Genomic DNA, 18,468 nt, shown 5'->3' on the forward strand with positions numbered 1-18,468 from the left:
CCCTATTCCCACTTTAGAGAAGGTTATGTATAAAATTCTTCATGAATAAAAAAACGTGGAACTCACCACTTAAGGAAAGTCCCACGTTTTCACGCGTTATGCGTTTACTTCTCTTTTCTCACCAATCGCTGCAAGTCTTGCATCGATCTCTGCTTCAGAAAGATTGTGTTCTTTATTAATATATAAGTTACGCGGGTGCACGCGACATTCTGGTGTGCATCCACGCATGTACTTATGTTCGTTTTCTTCAGAGGCGATAATTTGTTTATTACACTCTGGGTTTGCACAATTTACATAACGCTCACATGGCTCACCGTCAAAATGATCACGCCCTACGACAACATGCTCTTTTTGATTAATTGGAACGGTTAAACGCTCATCAAACACGTAGCATTGTCCATCCCAAAGCTCCCCTTGAACCTCAGGGTCTTTCCCGTAGCTGACAATTCCTCCATGAAGCTGAGAAACATCCTCAAACCCTTCACGCTTTAACCAGCCAGAGAACTTTTCACAACGAATGCCTCCTGTGCAATACGTTAATAGCTTCTTACCTTCAAGCATCTCTTTATTGTTACGAACCCATTCTGGAAGTTCGCGGAATGTGCGAATGTCTGGCTTAATCGCACCACGGAAATGACCAATTTCATATTCGTAGTCATTTCGTGCATCTATGATCACTGTATTTTCATCCTGCATTTGTTCAAAAAACTCTTTTGGAGCCAGGTAGTTACCTGTTTGCTCTTTAGGATTAATGTCGTCTTCTAGTGATAAGTTCACTAGCTCAGAACGAGGGCGTACGTGCATTTTTTTAAATGCATGCTTGTCTGCTTCATCAATTTTAAATACCGTATCCTTAAATCGCTCATCTGCATGCATCGCTTCCATGTACGCTTCTGTTTGTTCAATACTTCCAGATACTGTTCCATTAATACCCTCTGTTGCTACAAGAATTCTCCCTTTTAAGCCAAGCTCTTTACAGAAAGCAAGATGCTCAGCAGAGAATGCCTCTGGGTCTTCAATTGTTACATATTGATAATAAAGTAATACTCGATACGACGTTTCGTTTGTTTCACTCATGTTCAATAAACCACCTATTCATTTATATTTGCAGGATACAAATCTTAGGCTTGCCTATATGTGTAGGCTCTCTAATCTTAATTCCTTGACCGGCATTATTTTAACAGAAATGAAGCCTAGAATCCAGAAGACTTTTAATGGAAGTCTACATTTTCACATAATAATCCTTCATTTTGGAGACGTTAGTAGGGGTGTTTATACGTTTTAAGTCCTTATCTGTGAGGAATAGATATAGGAACGATCATTTAGGGGGTAACAAAAGTGGAAAAAGTATTTATTAGTCCAAGCCGTTATGTACAAGGGAAAAATATTTTAAAAGGTGGCGCAAGTAGCTACATACAGAAGTTAGGAAAACATGCTCTTCTCATTGCAGATGAATTTGTATGGGATATGGCAGGAAACCAATTAGTCGATACGCTTAAACAAGATGGAATTGAAGCCGAAAAAGTTACGTTTGGTGGAGAATCTTCACTTAATGAGATCGACCGCATCATCAAACTTGGTAAAGAAAGCTCAGTTGATGTGGTCATTGGATTAGGTGGAGGAAAAACACTTGATACCGCAAAAGGTGTAGCAGACAAGCTAGGGTATTCAGTGGTAATCATTCCAACCACTGCTTCAACCGATGCACCGACATCTGGACTATCTGTGATCTACTCTGATGAAGGTGTATTTGAAACATACTCCTTCTACGATAAAAACCCAGATCTAGTCATTGTAGACTCAGCCGTTATCGCAGGTGCTCCACCACGTTTCTTAATATCTGGTATCGCTGATGCATTAGCTACTTGGGTTGAAGCTCGTGCCGTTAAGCAATCAAATGGACAAATTATGTCTGGTGGACAACCAACCATTGCTGGTCAAGCGATCGCAGAAAAAGCAGAAGAAGTTCTATTTGAATACAGTATTCAAGCTGTAGAAGCGAATAAGAATAAACTCGTTACGCCAGCGCTTGAAGCAGTTATTGAAGCAAACACACTTTTAAGTGGTCTTGGCTTTGAAACAGCTGGACTTGCTGCGGCACATGCGATTCATAATGGATTTACAGCCATCCACGGTGATATTCACAACCTGACTCATGGTGAAAAAGTTGCTTATGGAACAATCGCTCAGCTTGTCCTTGAAAACAAACCATTAGACGAGCTAGATCGTTATCTAGAACTTTATGTTCAGTTAGGCTTGCCTGTAACACTTGAGGAAATTCATCTACATGATGCATCAGATGAAGACTTACTGAAAATTGCCGAACTGGCGACACAAGAAGGAGAAACCATTCACAACCTTCCACAAAAGGTTACTGCAGATGACGTGGTTCAAGCCATTAAGGCAGTAGATGTGTATGCGAAGAGCTTTAAAGAGCGTTACGGATTTGATTGATTAGTCCTTTTATAGACAGGCAGTTCCAAATTGGAGCTGCTTGTTTTTTTATATTATTTTCCTGAAAAAGGTAGACTCAAGGTTATATCTGTTATACGATAAGTATAACAGATATAACAAAGGGGCTGAAAACATGCAAAACAAAAGAAGGGCTTGGCGCTCATTCTTATTTTTCTTGCTAATCGGAATAGCAGCGGTCTTATTCTTATTTCCAATAATCCTTGAACAAGTAGATGCTCAAATAGACGAACTTGGAATCACTGTTGGTCTTCCAATTGAGTTTTTAGCGGCATTGTCATTGGTTAATCCCCTACTTTTTATTATAATCGGACTAACAATTGGTCATTTCCTAGCTGAAAAGACAGGTTTTACGTCGTTGGTTTATGAAAGAGATCGATACGGAAAGCCCTTTTTTAGTCGTTTTAAAGCAATTCTTCCATCATCAATTGGGTATGGTGTTTTAACAGGGGTGATTATTCTCATTGCTGATTATTTGTTCCTGCCTTACATTTCAAAGCAATTAGACGGTTTAGCGGAGGAAGCCACTTTTTCAGTACTCGATCTTGGCACAAGGCTTTTATATGGTGGTGTCGCAGAAGAACTTATGCTTCGCTTTGGAGTCATGACTCTTCTTGTATTCCTCATGTGGAAGATCTTTCAACGGCGTGCTCCAAATCCAGGCCCAGCCATTGTTTGGACAGGAATTATTCTTTCCGCTCTGCTCTTTGGACTAGGTCACTACGGTGCAACGGCTGCAATAACTGAGATGACTCCGGTTGTCTTTCTTCGAATGATCTTTTTAAATGGGTTTGGAGGTCTTATCTTTGGGTGGCTTTATTGGCGTAAAGGTCTTGAAGCAGCAATGATCGCTCATATGTTTACTCACATCGTGTTTATTCTCGTATCGCTGCTACGTTCATTTATCTAACTACACAAAAAAAGCAGCTCAATGAGAAGCTGCTTTTTCTTATTATAATTCACGAGCCATATCAATTAACGGTGCTTTATTTTCATAATAGTTAGTCAATAAATCCTGCACGTCGATTCCATTGATTGTTAGTCCTTGAATATCACAATTTTCGATCGCCACATTATTTAATCGACAATTTTCAAATACAACGTCATGAATGTCTCTTTCTTTCACCTTCGTTTGTGACCATTCTGCTGTTTGCAGTTTCTGATCACATATAAACCCTGAAAACGATACTAGGTCTCTCTGTCCTTTTGGATGGTTCATCATCAAAAGTCCTCCCCTGTTTATTTTCTGATTTTTCTAATAGTATACGCTTTTTAGGGTTGGACTGCAAAGAAAAAAATCCACCAGCTAGGATGGATTTTCTTCCAATCGACCGAACCACTCATATCGATTCTCCGAGACAAACTGATATAACGGTACTCCAAGCTTATCTGCTAAAGGGAGAAACAAGATCCAGGCTAAAGGCATGGCTAACGGTAGATTCAGAAGGATCTTTCTAACCGTATAGAAGCCAGCCTTGATCTCATTAGTAGACGTGATCATGTGAATTTCATCATAAAGGTTTCGATTACGTAAGAACCGGTAATTCGTTTGATGGATCTTCTGTACGGGAAGCCATTCTAATCGGTGAAACCAATCTAACTTCACGATAATGGACTTGATGGATTGACATAATGGACATGATGCATCGTAGAAAATAAGATGTTTTTTGCTCATTGCTTCCTCCTCACGAGTTCCATAGCCTTGTCATGGATAATGATTCATCAGATCCAGCTGTAATTAAATACACATCTGGATTACTTAATTGCTTCCATTCTCTAAACCCAAATCTTGAATCAACATAATGAAGGAGCAATGAGAGTAGATTTCCATGTGAGACAAGGGCAATTCCTTGCGAAGAATCATCGTCTAATAACTCTTTTAACACCGTAACAATCCGGTCCTGAGCCACCTGACTGGACTCTCCCTCTCCGACCACTTGCTTCATATCAGTGAAAGATGCTTCTAATTTATCTAACCAATCATCTAACGGCTGCTTACTCAGCACCCGCTCCGTTAGTCGTTCATCAAGCGTTAATTCTAAACGTTCTTGATCACAAAAAGGCTTAATCGACTCCACTGCACGTGTATAAGGGCTTGTTATCACTCGATCAATCTCTTCCTGTGTAAGAAATTCCGCTAGCTCCAGTGCCTGTTGCTTCCCTTTTTCCGTTAAAGGTGCAGTTGGCTCCTGTCCGCTCGCTTCACAGTGACGAATTAAATAAATAGATTTCATGCGCTCACTCCCTCATAATGAACATATACTTTACTTTACCATCTCTATTCGTTCTCAAACATAAAAAGGAGAGATTGCATGTACAAGCTAAAAACAAAGGAAACCGATCAAAGTGTCATTGAATTTATAGAGCAGATTGAACATCCCAAAAAGCGCGAAGATGCGTACAAGCTCTTAGATCTATTTTCAGAAACGAGCGGGTACACAGCCAAAATGTGGGGTCCCTCCATCATAGGGTTTGGTCGCTATCACTACCGCTATGAATCTGGACACGAAGGTGACGCCCCACTCGTTGGTTTCTCACCTCGCAAAGCAAAGATTGGTCTCTACTTTGCAACAGGTGATACAGAACGCGACAAGCTGCTTGAAGTATTCGGGAAGCACACGACAGGAAAAGCGTGCGTGTACATTAACAAGCTTGCTGATGTGGATGAAGACGTATTACGTAAACTGATTACGCAGTCCATTGAGTTTTTGCAGGAGCAGTATGGTTAATAAATGCTCTTAACCCGGCCTATATACTAAGTCAGTATCTACATCCATGACAACGTCAGAATCCAAGTCTCCTTCGTCCAACCGATCAAATCGATACAACCGACAAAACAAATCGGGAAAATGCTCCATTTCATAGGTCATCGTCATGGCGTGTCTGTACATTTCTCTTACTTTTTTAACAGGATATGATCTTCCCGAGATAAAAATATCCTCCGCATATCCATCAATCCGTATAATCAACTCATCACAGCTGAGCGCTAGTCAGCTACATATAGCTTTAATTTTTGTTCCTCTTGATCATACCGTGTATTGAATGAGCCAGCAATCACGGTATTCTCCTTCATGCCATTCCTTTGATGGCAGAAGCTTTTGTTTAGTGAACCCACATTTTTCATAACAGGCCAAGGCACGGTGATTTTGTATCTGTGGATCCATAACGATGGAATGCACGTGTTCTTTTTTCTTGAGATATTCAACCATTGTTTGGATAAGTAATGTCCCAATCCCCTTATCACGATATCTCTCTTCGCCGATAAATTGATCTAAGCCGAATACGATACCCTCCACCTCTTGAAGCTCATATTCAATCCTCTCTTCATCATCAATCACATAATATTGGATATAACCAATCGCTTGATCTTCCCATTCTATTAAGCACCTGTTTGTGGTGTCTTCTTGTTTATAGAACGTTTCTAGGACTTTATTTAGATCAAACGGATTATCTCTTCCTTCATAAAATTCTAAGACTGCTGGATCTGATAACCATTTTGCAAGAAAGGGTGCGTCCTCTTTTATAAGCGGACGTATACGAAGCTGGTGATTTCCAATAATCATGACCATCATCCTTTTGCTGTAGATTTGTTTATATAGAACTAGTAAACTTTGTATATATTCGATAGAAACGAGCTGATCGATTTTGAAACGTGTTGATGTTGCCTCTGCTATTATCTATGACAGAGATGGACGAATTTTACTAGTGGAAAATAAAAAAGAAGCAAAGACATATTGGAGTACACCTGGTGGAGCGGTTGAACCAGGTGAAACGATCAAAGAAGCTGTTATTCGCGAGGTATTTGAAGAAACAGGCTACCACGTGCAAGTGGGTGAACTCCACTCTGTTCGTGAGAGAACCTTCCAGGAAAGAGGACAGCATGCCATCATCTTTACATTTTTCGCTGAGATTATAGGAGGAAGCTTGCAAAATAAAGATCCAGATCAAGATATTATAGACATTCAATGGATGGACGATGTATCAGCTAGCCAATGCATGTCAAAGCTGTATAAAGCATTACGGTTAGATAGAAAACATGGTGTCTTTACCCCATTTTATCAACTAGATTCGTAACCTCAATAAAGGCTGGTGTGTATGATTGTTTAGAGAAGCGATAACCCACTTGGATCATGGCGAATACAAAAAAGCGCAGACTTTGTTACTCACTTTAGTAAAAGAGAAACCAAACGAAGCCGAACTACAGTTTTACTTGGCCTCTACTTACGACGGACTCGGTCAGGAAACAGAGGCTATCCCACATTACCAGCAAGCGATAGAGCTCGGCTTAACTGGAAACAATTATGAAAAAGCATATGTTCAGCTAGGAAGTAGCTTACGTTGCATTGGAAAATACGCGGAAGCTGAGAAGATTTTTCACAGTGGTCTAAAGGAGTTTCCCAAAAATGCAGCGTTGTCTGTCTTTCTAGCGATTACAGAGTATAACCTTGGATACACTCGTCAATCGACCCAACGTCTTTTGACAGTGCTAATGGAAGAGCCAACTAATGACTGGTTACAAACCTACAAGAAGGCTTTAACCTTTTATGCAGCACACTTAGATGAGACCTGGACTGATACATCAGACACATAAGCTTCACTATTTCCCACATTAAAAGATTTGACTGTGCCCCTTGACCAAGTATAATTTACAGACACACCGAACAAAAAGGGATGTGACAGATGAGACGCTTTATTTTGTTAATTGCCGTGGTGGTCATTGTATTCACCACTCGACATATATGGATGGAACCCGCAAAGGAACTTCTTCCTGCTTCTATTATTGACCCAATTCAACGTGACATGGATAGTTCGGTTGACCATTTATCAGATCTTGTTCAATCGATTCTTCCAAATCAAAACTCCCTCTCACAAACAGAGGACAAAGAAATAGAAAGACCTGCACCTGAGCTCGGCACACCTGACCAACTGTTCTCTGTTCATAACACCGAGCTTGGAGACTCCCGGACAGATGTTGAGAATGAGCTCGGCGAACCAATGAGGACTTCAAGAAATGAGTATGGCCTAGATTGGGTGGCTTATCATGATGACTATCATGAATTTGTCATGGTAGCGTATGACGCACAAGATTCTGTAAAAGGTCTTTACACAAATCAGGACTTAATTAGCTCAACTACTCCTATTGAGTATGGTACGTCTAAGGATGTTGTACGGGAACAACTAGGGGAACCTGAAGCCTATATGAGAAAAGGTCTGTATCGCTATGAGGTGAATCAAGATCAGGAATATGACTTATTCCAATTAGATGATAGCTATGTGACTGTCTTTTATGACAAGCATCAGGATAACATGGTTACAGCGATTCAGTTGATTGATTCCAACCTAGAGCAATCAAAAAAAGAACTCTACACACAGGCGAGCAACGAGCTAAAAGAAGGCTTTGAGTATCAATTGTTTGATTTAACAAATGCATCGCGCGTGAATCATGGGTTGGGAGTCTTAACCTGGGATGAGCAAGTACGAGAGACTGCGCGTAATCACAGTTTGGATATGGCTGAAAACCAATATTTTAGTCACACTAACCTTCAGGGTCAATCTCCATTTGATCGAATGGAACAGGATGATATTTCATTTAAAACAGCTGGCGAGAATCTAGCTTACGGTCAGATGAGTAGTATTTTTGCGCATGAAGGGTTAATGAATTCACAAGGACACAGGGAAAACATTCTTCAGGATCGATTTTTACGATTAGGTGTAGGGGTTGCCTTTAATGAACAATCGCAGCCCTATTACACAGAGAACTTCTTTACAAGCTAACGAATGAAGTAAGAGGCCTTGCACAGCGTGTGCAAGGCCTCTCCGTTTTAAAACAATCCAAATATAAATACGATCACAATGACCAATGGAACAATGGTCTGCATAAGAAGGTACCATAGATTTGCTGTCCCACTTAGGTTGCCACTTTCCATTCGGTATTGCTCAATCAATAGGCTTTTCTTTACTTTAAAGCCTACAAATAAAGCAATAAATAAACATCCCAGTGGAAGCATGATATTTGAGACGAAGAAATCTGTCAGATCAAAAACGGTCCGATCAAGAATGAGTACATCAGCAAGAACATTGTTGGACAAGGCAGCTGGAATTCCTGCAATCACAACCAGTATTCCACTAATTAATGCGACACGATTTCGCTTATGCTTTTTGTTCTGCGTAAATGCCGATATCATAATTTCCATCAAACTAAATGATGACGTAATTGTCGCAAAAAAGAAAAGCAATAAGAACAAGCTTAAGAACAATCCACCAAAAGGCAGCTGTTCAAATACAGTAGGCAAAACAACAAATAAGAGATTTGGTCCTGAATCCGGACTAAGGTTAAAGGCAAATACCGCAGGGAAAACGGCAAGTCCTGCCATGAGAGAAACAAGAAGGTTTAAAATTACAATGGATCCTGCCGACCTCGGAAGACTTTGTTCATTCCCAAGATAAGAGCTATAGGTCACCATACACGAAAATCCGACGGCCAAAGAAAAGAATGACTGCCCCAGCGCCTCGAGCGTCCCTGCGGTTGTAATGCTAAAGAAGTCTGGACTTAAGAAGAACTTTACTCCCTCCATCGCGCCATCTAACGTTAATCCTCTAACAATAATAATAAGTAAAAAGAGAAATAAAAGCGGCATTAAATACTTGTTTACACGTTCGATCCCGTTTTTAATTCCAAACGAGAGCACAATAACATTTAAACCAATAAACACAATAAGACCGACCGCACTAATCAGTGGACTCCCAACAATGGAGCCAAATAACAGTTCATAGTCCCTTCCTGGTTCCAAAATTGATCCTGTTAAAGAAAGGAATGTATAGGTGAGAACCCATCCTCCGATCTCGGCATAAAAGGTAAGGAGTAAAAAGCATCCGACTACACCAAAGTGACCAATCCATTTCCATAAGCCAGTGGCGGATAGCTTTCTATATGCCGATACTGCCTCCCTTTTTGACCCACGACCAATTACAAATTCAGCAATTAAAAGTGGCATTCCTATAAGTACAGTAAAAAAGATAAAGAGCAAGAAAAAGGCGCCACCACCGTTGGTTCCCGTTAAATACGGAAATCTCCATAAGGCACCAAGCCCTATTGCTGCCCCGGCTGACGCAAGAATAAATCCTAGTTTAGAAGACCATTGTTCTTTCATAGTTAAACCTGCTGAGTTGCAGAATGACACCTGCCTTTTTTTAAATCGAATAGACTAACATTGAAGGCTTTTTAATCAAAAGTCAAGTTCCCCCTCAGAAAACGGGACAAAAGTTATCTATTTCTCCACCCCACATCTATGTATACTTACCCTAGCAGATCTTTTCATACGGGGCTGGCAGCACCTCTTTATAAAGGGGGTGAGGCCATACATGACAGTTTATGAGGCACTATCGACCATGATCGGTTTTTCCATGCTCGTTCTTGCCATTCTGTCTTTCAGAAATGAAAAATAAGCCCCGTATATGAGTTGACCGCTCACGGGGCTTATTTGTGCTCTATTGCGCCAGTCTCAAAAAAGATCAGCTGCCTGCTCCCATGTTGATGGGGGCAGTTTTTTCGAATATTTATAGCTTTATTATATCTAAGGAGCGCATAACAATTCAATGGGTAGATGTTGAAACTTTTTTGAGTATCAACCGAATATATGGAAGAAGTCATAACACTTGGGGGAACTCGTGGAAACCATAAGTACCAGCTCAAAAGGAAATCGAATTCGCTTATTAGACATACTCCGAGGCTTTGCCATCATCGGCACACTTGGCACAAACATTTGGTTATTCGCCGATCCTGGTGCAGCGCTCTCTTTACTCTCTTTGCAAGAAGGAATAGGCACAGTGGATGCATTGGTAAATGGTTTTCTCGCCATTTTCACAAATGGTAAATTCCTCGGTCTCCTGACAATAATGTTTGGGATTGGGCTTGAACTGAAGTATCAGAAGGCCATGCGTAATGACCGACCCTGGCTGCGTATGTATATCTGGACGATGACCTTACTTGGGCTAGACGGTCTGCTACATTTTATCTTTGTATTCGAATATGACGTATTAATGAGTTATGCATTTACCGGTATTATCGTCGCATTTCTCGTAGGGCTTCGCCATCAAACATTAAACTGGATTATGGCAGGTGCCGCTACCATCCACATCCTTGGTCTCATGTTAATCACCGTTGCCTGGGTTTGGATTATGAATGATGAAACTATACTTGAAGAAGTCATAGGGGTTTTCCAAGAAACAGAAGTAGTCTATACAACAGGTACATATCTCGAACAAGTTCAATTCAGACTCTCCGGTTTTATCGGATTACGCTTTGAAGCAATCGCCATTATCTGTATGAATTTGTTTCTTTATCTTTTAGGGATTCGCTTATATCGCGCCGGCGCATTTAGCCAGGACGAAAAGGGACGTGCGATCCGTAAACGATTGATGGTATGGGGACTCGGACTAGGCATTCCATTAAATGCACTTGTCTTTGTACCCGGTAACATCTTTGACCTAGCTAGTCGCTATCTCTTCGCCCCCGTGCTATCACTTGGATACATCGGACTCCTTGCCTTTTTATTAGAAAAAAATGTGTTAAAGTGGATCCTTGCACGCTTTGAAATGATCGGCAAAACAGCCTTAAGCTGTTATGTCCTGCAAAATATCTTAGGCTCTATCCTTTTTTACAGCTGGGGATTTGGCCTCGCACCCGTCGTAAATGTATATCAAGTACTAGGGGCCTGGGTACTAATCACAGCCATCATGATGATTGTCGCTCAGTTGTTCGTAAACTATTTTGGCGTAGGACCGCTAGAATGGATCTGGAGAAAATGTTCGAACGCGCCTTTTAAGAAAGTGGGCTGAGGTGGGAATTAAGAGGCTCCTTCATGATGTCATGAAGGAGCTTTTTGTGTGGTTATTGTTGATTCCGTGCTCTCTTTGTTGATTCTCTGTTCTCTCCGTCGATTTCGTGCTCTCTTCGTCGATTCCCTGTTCTCTCCGTCGATTCCGCGCTCTCTTCGTTGATTCCCTGCTCTCTTCGTCGATTCCCTGTTCTCTCCGTCGATTCCGCGCTCTCTTCGTTGATTCCCTGCTCTCTTAGTCAAGTCCATATGTATGTGTAAATTCCGACCACAGAGTACTGTTTTCGTTTGTTTTTATCTTTTGTTTTTTGGAGGAGGGGGAAGGGCCCTTCCCCCTCCTCCAAAAAACGGCCGTTCTCATGACGATGGATTGACACTGTCTTTAAAGATTAACTGACGTTTTTTCATGGAGTCGGCTTCATCCATCAAGACCGCTCCGATGAGTCGGAAAGCCGACTGGGTATTTGGAAAAATACGAATAACCCTTTCTCTTCTTCGAATTTCTTGATTCAATCTCTCGATTGAATTCGTTGTTCTTAAGAACACATGATAATGATGAGGTTCATTCATGTATTGAATCGAATCATCAAATCCTTCTTCCAGCTTCACGATGGCCTTCTCTAATTTGGGATGGTCTGCATATTTGGATAGAAATTGATCTTTGAATAGGCGTGCATCTTTTGGGTTGATGGCTTGAAAGATTCGCTTAAGATCCAGCTTAACCTCATCCATATGATTCTTTGGAAGGGACTGAATGATATTTTTTTTGAAATGAACCGTGCAGCGTTGTCAAGCTGTACCGATAAATTCTTTTTGAATGGCTTTTCTTAATCCAGCGTGCGCATCTGAAATCACTAATTTTGGAGACTGTAGACCTCTACCTTTTAATTGATCAAAGAACGCTTTCCACGCCTCAAAACTCTCTTCATGACTTACGTTCAAACCTAGAATCTCGCGGCTGTGATTTTCATTAATCGCCGTGGCAATATAGACAGCTTTAGATACGACTTTATGGTGTTCACGCACCTTAATGTACATCGCATCTACAAACACATACGGATAATATTCGGTGTTAAGAGGACGTTCAGCCCACTCACGAACGATGGGATCTAGCTTCTTGGTTAGAGAAGAAACAAAAGATTTAGAGACGGTTTCTCCACAAAGCTCTTGAACGATATGATTCACTCTGCGAGTAGAAACTCCGTTGACGAACATCTCAAGCATCGACATGATGAATGATTGATCGCAACGCAGATATTTCTCAAAGATAGACGGTGAGAACTCTCCACTTCGAGTGCGAGGAACACGGAGTTTAACACGTCCAATTTGATACATCATCTCCCGCTCATAGTAGCCATTACGATAGTCCTTTCGAAGATCTGAGCGTTCATAGTGATCCACTTGGAGATAATCATCTCGTTCTTTTTCCATGTATTCATTTAAAATTAAAACAATCATGGACTTCATAACAGGTTCAATGGAAGAATTCATCACCGATTCTTTTAAGGTATCCATATTTAGGTTAAACTGAAATTGAGTCATCATCATTCTCCTTCACGTTTTGTTTTTATGGGTAAAAACATTGTGGTCGGATTGATGATGGCTTATTCTCTTTTACACAATTATATGGACTTAATCGCTCTCTTCGTCGATTCCCTGTTCTCTCCGTCGATTCCGCGCTCTCTCCGTCGATTCCGTGCTCTCTCCGTCGATTCCGTGCTCTCTCCGTCGATTCCACGCTCTCTTCGTCGATTCCCTGCTCTCTTCGTCGATTCCGTGCTCTCTTCGTTGATTCCGTGCTCTCTCCGTCGATTCCGTGCTCTCTCCGTCGATTCCGTGCTCTCTTCAGCGCCTCCATGCTCTTCCCCTAAACTATATACTCCTCAAAAATTCTTCACTGCGCTCATGCAAACTCCTCCAAAAAACCAAGCAGCTCCTCCCACGAATCCGTTGTCGCTTCTGCATTCGCCGCTTTGGTCCCTCCAAAATCCATGATCATTCGACTCCCCACATGCATAAGCACATTTGCGGGCATTCCAGGTAGTGCGTAAGGGAAAGCGAGAAAATGTCCAGCTTCCTCATAATGGAGTTCGCGTGTCTCTGTCTCCGTTTTCTCAGCAATCTGTCTCGCAAATTTCTCTGAGGGCCACACTTGATCCTGACCACCGGCAATAAGAAGAACAGGAGCTTTGATTCGTTCTACCTCTATTCGACTCGGTTCTGCTTTTTCAGGCTTAGACAAACTGTTCTCCCAAATGGATAAAAACGAAATGGGTTTACGCTTAATCATTCCACCAAGCATCGAGAACATTTGTGAAGGTCGATATTTAAAGGTGAGGTACGATAAATCCTTCCCTCCCAGTGTCCAAGAAGGGATAGGGGCATAGATTGTATTTTTCAATCCCGAGGTCACGTATGCACCTGGTGCTCCAGCCACAACGGCCTTAAACTCATCCGGATAAACGGAGGCGAGTACCAGCGCCGCTTCTGCTCCTCTGGAGTAACCGATTAGTGTCACACCCTCTACACCAAATCGTCCCTTCACCCACTGAATGGCTCCATCGAAATATTCTAGAGGAATCTGGTCCAGATCTTTTGGCACACCCTCTTGACCAAAATAAGCTAAAGCAAACACGTTGTACCCTTTTGTAGCGAGTAGCGCGGCCGCATGCTCTTGAATTTCACCATCGGATCCCCCTAAAACAACCACAACAGGCTTTGCTGGCTCCTGCTCATGGTAAAAAAGTGTACCGACAACGCCTTCTTCAAGAATAACCTCCCTCATTACATCTTCCCGCCCAAACGCTCGTACAGTTGTTACCTGACCTACCTCTTCTCCATCACGCTTCAATGTCCACTTCATTTTAAGCTCAGACGCATCCGATTTATAAAAATAATCACCATGTACCTCTCCGACTTTTTCTGCAGACCAAAACAACCCTTCCACATCTAGTTCGGGAAGGGTTTGTTCACCACTTTCGTTTGTTTTAATGCTTACTGTTGATTTAAACTCATTTTCCTTTTGGTCAGTCAGGCTCAGTTCAACTTTAAGCGTCTCACAAGGCGTACAGCCAGTCACTGTAATGGTTGTTAATTCATCAATTAAACCGTGCATGGGCGAGACATGAATAGCTGGTTTATTCTGCATCTATTACTCCTTTCTCATTAAACAGTTCCTTTAAGCTCGAGGTTTCGTCTTCAAGCAACGTATAATATACTTCAGTTCCATCCTCTGTTCGTTCCATTAAGATGGCTTCGATTGTCTCTTCATCTAACCATAGAAACATGGGATTAACTTCTTGTTCAATAAGATCTAATCGGTAAGATGCAGGCTCAATATCAAGAATACCATCCATCTTTTTAGCTGATTGCAGGATAGACATCATCTCATCTATGTCTTCCTTCTCTGTCCATTCTACAATAGGTTCATCTTCAAGCTGTTCATAATCAACCAATTCATACAGCTTAATTTCCTGTACTCCGTGATTGGGTTGCTGTTGTTGGTTACATGCCCCTAATACGCCTATGATTAAAAATAGAACAACTGCCATCATACTCTTCTTCATTATTTTCCTCGCTTTACTATTCGTTTAAGGCTCGCTGATACCCATTGCTAACAATAACAAGAACGTATTAGCAAGTACAGCGCCATTCCCCAAGAAACCAATAATCAAATAAACATATCTTTTCGAAAGAATGGCAGATACAATGGCGAGTACTATTCCAAGCAGAGAAAGGACTCCACCAAGGCTGATAACGAAATAGATATCTACATCAGGACCTCTCAGCACAAAGAAACTAATCACATAGAAAACAATACAAATAAGTGACCCAATTCCACACCATCTTCCTACTCCTTGTTTATTCAAGATTCCGCCTCCCGTTATGTGCTAGACTCAACCGCCAACATAACAAAAAATAATAATCCACTGATCATTAGCATGAAACTATTGCCAACGACACCTATAACAAATAGCTTAGAACGTTTTGATTCTTTCCCAGAATAAATGGCGAGTGTGATACCCGTGATGGATAATGCAGCAAATAAGATTATTTCTATATAAATGCCCGCATCTGCAATTAATTGAGTATAAAAAATGGTCATACTAATAAGCATTAAAGCGATTGATCCTAATGCTAAGCGTTTTCCACGCGTTTCTTGTGTATTTTCTCTTTCCATCCTTTGTATCCCCCTTTTTCTTAGAGAACTTCTCGAAACGGTCTTCAAAATCCTTTAATAAATTTAATCGAATCAAAACCATTAAAAAGATATAGAAGCTTCGTCTTCTATACCTTTTCAAATTAAACTATAAGTTTATAGTTTTCGTTGCGATTGTTGCTTGGAATGCCTGATCATGCTCAACAAAGACCATTGTTACATTAAAGGTCTGGAGAAGTTCTTCAATTTGCGTACGCGAATAAATATCTATAAAATTGAGCGGTTCATCCCAAATGTACAAATGTGCTTTCTCACATAAGCTTTTTGCTATAAGTAGCTTTTTCTTTTGTCCACCGGAATAACTTGATATTTCTTTTTCAAATTGATTTCTGTCAAAGTCCATTTTACGTAAAATCGATTTAAATAAGGACTCATCTATCTGACTTTCTTGGATAAAGTCAGATAATAAACCTTTTAATTGAGAAGTGTCCTGTTGAACATATGAAACCACAAGACCTGAACCTATACTTATCGTACCCTTATGTTGAATTGGTTCTCCGAGTATTAACTTTAGGATACTACTTTTTCCACTACCATTCTTACCATCAAGTACAACTCGATCACCTTGTTCAACTTTGAAACTAATTGGCTCATTCACTACTTCTCCATCATACATAACTGATACATCTGTTAAGTGTATCAATTCTTTCGATTTAAATTGTAATGGTTTCAACTTTAGAGACTCTGATTTTTCCACGTTTTTTAGAAGCCTTGACTTTTCCTCTAACGCTTTCTCTTGTCTTGATTCAATATTTTTTGAACGTTTCATCATTTTTGCAGCTTTATGTCCTACGAACCCTTTGTCTAATTTAGAACCCGAATTGGTAGTACCGTTTTTAGAGGCTTCCACCTGATTAGACCAACTTGCTGAACGTTTTGATGATCGTTTTAATCTACCAATATCTTTCTGTAAACGTTCGTTTGTCGATTCCTCATGTTCCTGTTTCCTATCAAAATTTAACTTCCAGGAAGAATAATTTCCGCTTTGGATATCTATATTCGTTCTGTTTATTGATAAGATATGGTCCACACATCCATCTAGAACGTTTCGATCATGTGAAATCAAAATAAAACCTTTTTTTCTTTTAAGATAATCAGATACTATTATACGTGCATGCGTATCTAAGTGATTGGTCGGCTCATCAATTAATAAAAATTGATCCTCAATTAAAAAAAGCGCTGCCAATAAAACCTTAGTTTGTTCTCCATTTGACAATGTTTCAAATGGTCGGTACATCACTTCCGCATCGACATTTAAATAAGAAATCTCTTTAAGGAATTGCCAATCTTCTGCTTGAGGGCAAATCTCTTCTAAGATCTCATGTGTAAACTTCCTTTTATTCGGAATAGGTTGAGGAAAGTAATTAAATTCTACTGTTGAACTAATTTTCCCGCTATATTCATACTTACCTAATAATAAGTTGAAAAAGGTCGTTTTCCCACGTCCATTACGACCTATAAAACCTAGCTTCCAATCTGTATCTATGTGAAAACTAACATCTTCAAAAATATTGTCGAAGCTATTTGGGTATGAAAAAGTAAGATTTTGCACTTGAATCATTGACATGTTTGTTCCTCCTTTGTACATCTCTCTTTTCTTTTATACAAGGTCGGCACATCCATCAATTCTTAAGATACTCCGCATAAACTTGATGGATACTAACGACTTATACGGAGTTTGTCATGTGTAACCAACGTATCTAAACTCATATCAACTCTCCTTTAATAAGAATGGGGATACTACCTTACAATGCGAAAAAAAATCCTTCCAATAAAAAATTGAAAGGATTAGTCGTTTGCGTGCTACTTGTATTTTATACACCCTTATTATCATATAACATTATAAAAAAGGTTAAAGCTGAATGTATAACAATGAATAGACTAATCCTATATTTTAATAATCAAACAGATTCGTTTTGAATAAAATATAGATTAGTTAATCATTTTATAAAATCAGCCCTCTCATATTGTTTCCACTATAATAACAGTTTCTAATAAGAAATTCAAATCTATGCTACTTCACACCATGTGTGAAATGCAAATGTACAAAAAAAGAGTTGAACCATTATTCGGCCAACTCTTCCACACTATCTTATTTATTTTTTTGATCCTTTAAAGTCGAATACGCTAGCATCCCTAAACTAAATACAATGACGCCCATGATGAGCCACATAAATAGATCAAGTAAATCCATTGTATCACCTCTTTTCTATAGGGTTGATGCTACTGAACACATTCAAAGCTATACTCATTTGACATCTTCCACCAGGCCTTCTGAGGTTCTCCACCCATTCCACCTACATCACCAGAATCAATGGAAGGCGTGCCACCCATGTCATAGCAGCGATTAATCAAGTTTTGTTTCTCTTGGTGAGTCATATACTTTGAAGAAAAATACAATGCTGCCCCTGTAAAGAGCCCAATTACCGCAATTCCTCCCCAAATGATGGCCGGAGCCACTTGTGTTGAAACATCTCCAGAGTTAGGTGTAGCATAGTTAATCATCTCTTGTATTTGGTCATCTGTTAACTGATCGAGTCGCTCTTGAATGAGCGTGAATTCTTCATCTGTAAACGAGTAAAGTTCTAATGCTTTCTCTTGATCAATGTGTGCCGTTCTTGAATTTGTGTCTACATATACACTACTTTCTAATGCTTCAAGAGCCTCTGGCGGGAATTGCAACGGCTCCTCGTCTGTTGCTGCATTGGCCTGCCCTGCTGGAAATACTAATGAGGCAACCAGCATTAATGCACTCATCATGGATAGAAAACTCATCCTGTTCATCATCTAAAACCTCCTAAAAGTTTGAAAATGATCTACACATAAAATGGTAAGGGGATCTGGAATTCTTTTGAAGTGTCGAACGAAGCGAGATCTCTGTAGCCTTTTTTAACCATAGATCGGTAAAAATGTTCAAGATCTTAGCAAAAAATAGCAAGT

The 18,468-nt window shown here is 40.2% G+C and carries 21 protein-coding genes and 1 pseudogene; 8 read left to right on the forward strand and 14 right to left on the reverse strand.

The window, feature by feature from the left end; all coding sequences use genetic code 11:
• Window positions 1–96 precede the first annotated feature (96 nt).
• Window positions 97–1,077 (reverse strand): oxygen-dependent tRNA uridine(34) hydroxylase TrhO, encoded by a 981-nt coding sequence (gene trhO, locus JNO66_RS17370; RefSeq protein WP_203090426.1) that lies wholly within the window; start codon window positions 1,075–1,077, stop codon window positions 97–99.
• A gap of 261 nt (window positions 1,078–1,338) precedes the next feature.
• Between trhO and JNO66_RS17375 the strand changes: the two genes are divergently transcribed.
• Together JNO66_RS17375 and JNO66_RS17380 are read left to right on the forward strand one after the other, a co-directional pair.
• Window positions 1,339–2,454, forward strand: coding sequence for a glycerol dehydrogenase (locus JNO66_RS17375; RefSeq protein WP_203090428.1), 1,116 nt, complete (start codon window positions 1,339–1,341; stop codon window positions 2,452–2,454).
• Window positions 2,455–2,587: 133 nt separating this feature from the next.
• A complete protein-coding gene (locus tag JNO66_RS17380; RefSeq protein ID WP_203090430.1) occupies window positions 2,588–3,382 on the forward strand; it encodes a CPBP family intramembrane glutamic endopeptidase in 795 nt (264 codons plus the stop codon).
• Between the two features lie 42 nt (window positions 3,383–3,424).
• On the opposite strand, the gene JNO66_RS17385 is transcribed toward JNO66_RS17380, so the two are convergent.
• The 3 genes from JNO66_RS17385 to JNO66_RS17395 all read right to left on the reverse strand — a co-directional run bounded on the left by JNO66_RS17385 (window position 3,425) and on the right by JNO66_RS17395 (window position 4,706).
• A complete protein-coding gene (locus JNO66_RS17385; protein WP_203090432.1) occupies window positions 3,425–3,694 on the reverse strand; it encodes a hypothetical protein in 270 nt (89 codons plus the stop codon).
• Between the two features lie 84 nt (window positions 3,695–3,778).
• Window positions 3,779–4,147, reverse strand: coding sequence for a thiol-disulfide oxidoreductase DCC family protein (locus JNO66_RS17390; protein WP_203090434.1), 369 nt, complete (start codon window positions 4,145–4,147; stop codon window positions 3,779–3,781).
• A 10-nt stretch (window positions 4,148–4,157) separates the two neighbouring features.
• Complete coding sequence (locus JNO66_RS17395; protein ID WP_203090435.1) at window positions 4,158–4,706, reverse strand: histidine phosphatase family protein; 549 nt, start codon at window positions 4,704–4,706, stop codon at window positions 4,158–4,160.
• Between the two features lie 78 nt (window positions 4,707–4,784).
• On the opposite strand from JNO66_RS17395, the gene JNO66_RS17400 reads away from it, so the two are divergent.
• The gene (locus tag JNO66_RS17400) at window positions 4,785–5,201 is read left to right on the forward strand and encodes a DUF1801 domain-containing protein (RefSeq protein ID WP_203090436.1); all 417 of its coding nucleotides are present in this window, start codon (window positions 4,785–4,787) and stop codon (window positions 5,199–5,201) included.
• Between the two features lie 9 nt (window positions 5,202–5,210).
• On the opposite strand, the gene JNO66_RS17405 is transcribed toward JNO66_RS17400, so the two are convergent.
• Both JNO66_RS17405 and JNO66_RS17410 read right to left on the reverse strand, forming a co-directional pair.
• Window positions 5,211–5,441: a hypothetical protein gene (locus JNO66_RS17405; protein WP_203090437.1), complete on the reverse strand. Its 231-nt coding sequence runs from the start codon at window positions 5,439–5,441 to the stop codon at window positions 5,211–5,213.
• Between the two features lie 57 nt (window positions 5,442–5,498).
• Window positions 5,499–6,035 (reverse strand): GNAT family N-acetyltransferase, encoded by a 537-nt coding sequence (locus tag JNO66_RS17410; RefSeq protein ID WP_203090438.1) that lies wholly within the window; start codon window positions 6,033–6,035, stop codon window positions 5,499–5,501.
• Between the two features lie 82 nt (window positions 6,036–6,117).
• Between JNO66_RS17410 and JNO66_RS17415 the strand changes: the two genes are divergently transcribed.
• The 3 genes from JNO66_RS17415 (at window position 6,118) to JNO66_RS17425 (ending at window position 8,247) form a co-directional block, all read left to right on the forward strand.
• On the forward strand, window positions 6,118–6,546 hold the full coding sequence (locus tag JNO66_RS17415) for an NUDIX domain-containing protein (protein ID WP_203090439.1): 429 nt from the start codon (window positions 6,118–6,120) through the stop codon (window positions 6,544–6,546).
• 25 nt (window positions 6,547–6,571) lie between these two features.
• A complete protein-coding gene (locus JNO66_RS17420) occupies window positions 6,572–7,063 on the forward strand; it encodes a tetratricopeptide repeat protein (RefSeq protein WP_203090440.1) in 492 nt (163 codons plus the stop codon).
• Between the two features lie 89 nt (window positions 7,064–7,152).
• Window positions 7,153–8,247, forward strand: a complete 1,095-nt coding sequence (locus JNO66_RS17425) for a CAP domain-containing protein (RefSeq protein ID WP_203090441.1) — start codon at window positions 7,153–7,155, stop codon at window positions 8,245–8,247.
• Window positions 8,248–8,294: 47 nt separating this feature from the next.
• Here the strand turns inward: JNO66_RS17425 and JNO66_RS17430 are convergent, their stop codons facing one another.
• Window positions 8,295–9,623, reverse strand: a complete 1,329-nt coding sequence (locus JNO66_RS17430) for a sodium-dependent transporter (RefSeq protein WP_203090443.1) — start codon at window positions 9,621–9,623, stop codon at window positions 8,295–8,297.
• Between the two features lie 211 nt (window positions 9,624–9,834).
• Here JNO66_RS17430 and JNO66_RS21005 point away from each other — a divergent pair, with 211 nt between their 5' ends.
• Window positions 9,835–9,918, forward strand: coding sequence for a putative holin-like toxin (locus JNO66_RS21005; RefSeq protein ID WP_373367185.1), 84 nt, complete (start codon window positions 9,835–9,837; stop codon window positions 9,916–9,918).
• A gap of 222 nt (window positions 9,919–10,140) precedes the next feature.
• Window positions 10,141–11,310 carry a DUF418 domain-containing protein gene (locus JNO66_RS20945; RefSeq protein ID WP_273753638.1) on the forward strand — a complete coding sequence of 390 codons (1,170 nt, stop codon included), beginning with the start codon at window positions 10,141–10,143 and terminating at the stop codon, window positions 11,308–11,310.
• A 356-nt stretch (window positions 11,311–11,666) separates the two neighbouring features.
• On the opposite strand, the pseudogene JNO66_RS17440 reads toward JNO66_RS20945, so the two are convergent.
• The 7 genes and pseudogenes from JNO66_RS17440 to JNO66_RS17475 form a co-directional block, all read right to left on the reverse strand.
• A pseudogene (locus JNO66_RS17440) lies at window positions 11,667–12,851 on the reverse strand (IS256 family transposase).
• 361 nt (window positions 12,852–13,212) lie between these two features.
• Window positions 13,213–14,457 (reverse strand): alpha/beta fold hydrolase, encoded by a 1,245-nt coding sequence (locus JNO66_RS17450; RefSeq protein ID WP_203090447.1) that lies wholly within the window; start codon window positions 14,455–14,457, stop codon window positions 13,213–13,215.
• Entirely contained in the window at window positions 14,447–14,875 is a 429-nt protein-coding gene (locus JNO66_RS17455; protein ID WP_203090449.1) for a hypothetical protein, read from the reverse strand. Before JNO66_RS17455 ends, JNO66_RS17450 begins: the two co-directional genes overlap by 11 nt.
• Window positions 14,876–14,899: 24 nt before the next feature.
• A complete protein-coding gene (locus JNO66_RS17460; RefSeq protein WP_210340930.1) occupies window positions 14,900–15,178 on the reverse strand; it encodes a hypothetical protein in 279 nt (92 codons plus the stop codon).
• Window positions 15,179–15,192: 14 nt separating this feature from the next.
• Window positions 15,193–15,489 carry a hypothetical protein gene (locus JNO66_RS17465; protein ID WP_203090451.1) on the reverse strand — a complete coding sequence of 99 codons (297 nt, stop codon included), beginning with the start codon at window positions 15,487–15,489 and terminating at the stop codon, window positions 15,193–15,195.
• A 127-nt stretch (window positions 15,490–15,616) separates the two neighbouring features.
• On the reverse strand, window positions 15,617–17,095 hold the full coding sequence (locus tag JNO66_RS17470; protein WP_203090453.1) for an Lsa family ABC-F type ribosomal protection protein: 1,479 nt from the start codon (window positions 17,093–17,095) through the stop codon (window positions 15,617–15,619).
• Between the two features lie 656 nt (window positions 17,096–17,751).
• Window positions 17,752–18,315 (reverse strand): hypothetical protein, encoded by a 564-nt coding sequence (locus JNO66_RS17475; RefSeq protein WP_203090455.1) that lies wholly within the window; start codon window positions 18,313–18,315, stop codon window positions 17,752–17,754.
• Between the last annotated feature and the right edge of the window lie 153 nt (window positions 18,316–18,468).

The sequence above is a fragment of the Alkalicoccobacillus gibsonii genome (genome assembly GCF_016798245.1).
Lineage (GTDB): Bacteria > Bacillota > Bacilli > Bacillales > Bacillaceae_D > Alkalicoccobacillus > Alkalicoccobacillus gibsonii.

Coding starts and splice junctions, on each gene's coding strand:
- trhO (WP_203090426.1), bottom strand. CDS start 1,077: ATGAGTGAAACAAACGAAACGTCGTATCGAGTATTACTTTATTATCAA.
- JNO66_RS17380 (WP_203090430.1), top strand. CDS start 2,588: ATGCAAAACAAAAGAAGGGCTTGGCGCTCATTCTTATTTTTCTTGCTA.
- JNO66_RS17385 (WP_203090432.1), bottom strand. CDS start 3,694: ATGATGAACCATCCAAAAGGACAGAGAGACCTAGTATCGTTTTCAGGG.
- JNO66_RS17390 (WP_203090434.1), bottom strand. CDS start 4,147: ATGAGCAAAAAACATCTTATTTTCTACGATGCATCATGTCCATTATGT.
- JNO66_RS17395 (WP_203090435.1), bottom strand. CDS start 4,706: ATGAAATCTATTTATTTAATTCGTCACTGTGAAGCGAGCGGACAGGAG.
- JNO66_RS17400 (WP_203090436.1), top strand. CDS start 4,785: ATGTACAAGCTAAAAACAAAGGAAACCGATCAAAGTGTCATTGAATTT.
- JNO66_RS17410 (WP_203090438.1), bottom strand. CDS start 6,035: ATGATTATTGGAAATCACCAGCTTCGTATACGTCCGCTTATAAAAGAG.
- JNO66_RS17425 (WP_203090441.1), top strand. CDS start 7,153: ATGAGACGCTTTATTTTGTTAATTGCCGTGGTGGTCATTGTATTCACC.
- JNO66_RS17430 (WP_203090443.1), bottom strand. CDS start 9,623: ATGAAAGAACAATGGTCTTCTAAACTAGGATTTATTCTTGCGTCAGCC.
- JNO66_RS21005 (WP_373367185.1), top strand. CDS start 9,835: ATGACAGTTTATGAGGCACTATCGACCATGATCGGTTTTTCCATGCTC.
- JNO66_RS17450 (WP_203090447.1), bottom strand. CDS start 14,457: ATGCAGAATAAACCAGCTATTCATGTCTCGCCCATGCACGGTTTAATT.
- JNO66_RS17455 (WP_203090449.1), bottom strand. CDS start 14,875: ATGAAGAAGAGTATGATGGCAGTTGTTCTATTTTTAATCATAGGCGTA.
- JNO66_RS17465 (WP_203090451.1), bottom strand. CDS start 15,489: ATGGAAAGAGAAAATACACAAGAAACGCGTGGAAAACGCTTAGCATTA.
- JNO66_RS17470 (WP_203090453.1), bottom strand. CDS start 17,095: ATGTCAATGATTCAAGTGCAAAATCTTACTTTTTCATACCCAAATAGC.
- JNO66_RS17475 (WP_203090455.1), bottom strand. CDS start 18,315: ATGATGAACAGGATGAGTTTTCTATCCATGATGAGTGCATTAATGCTG.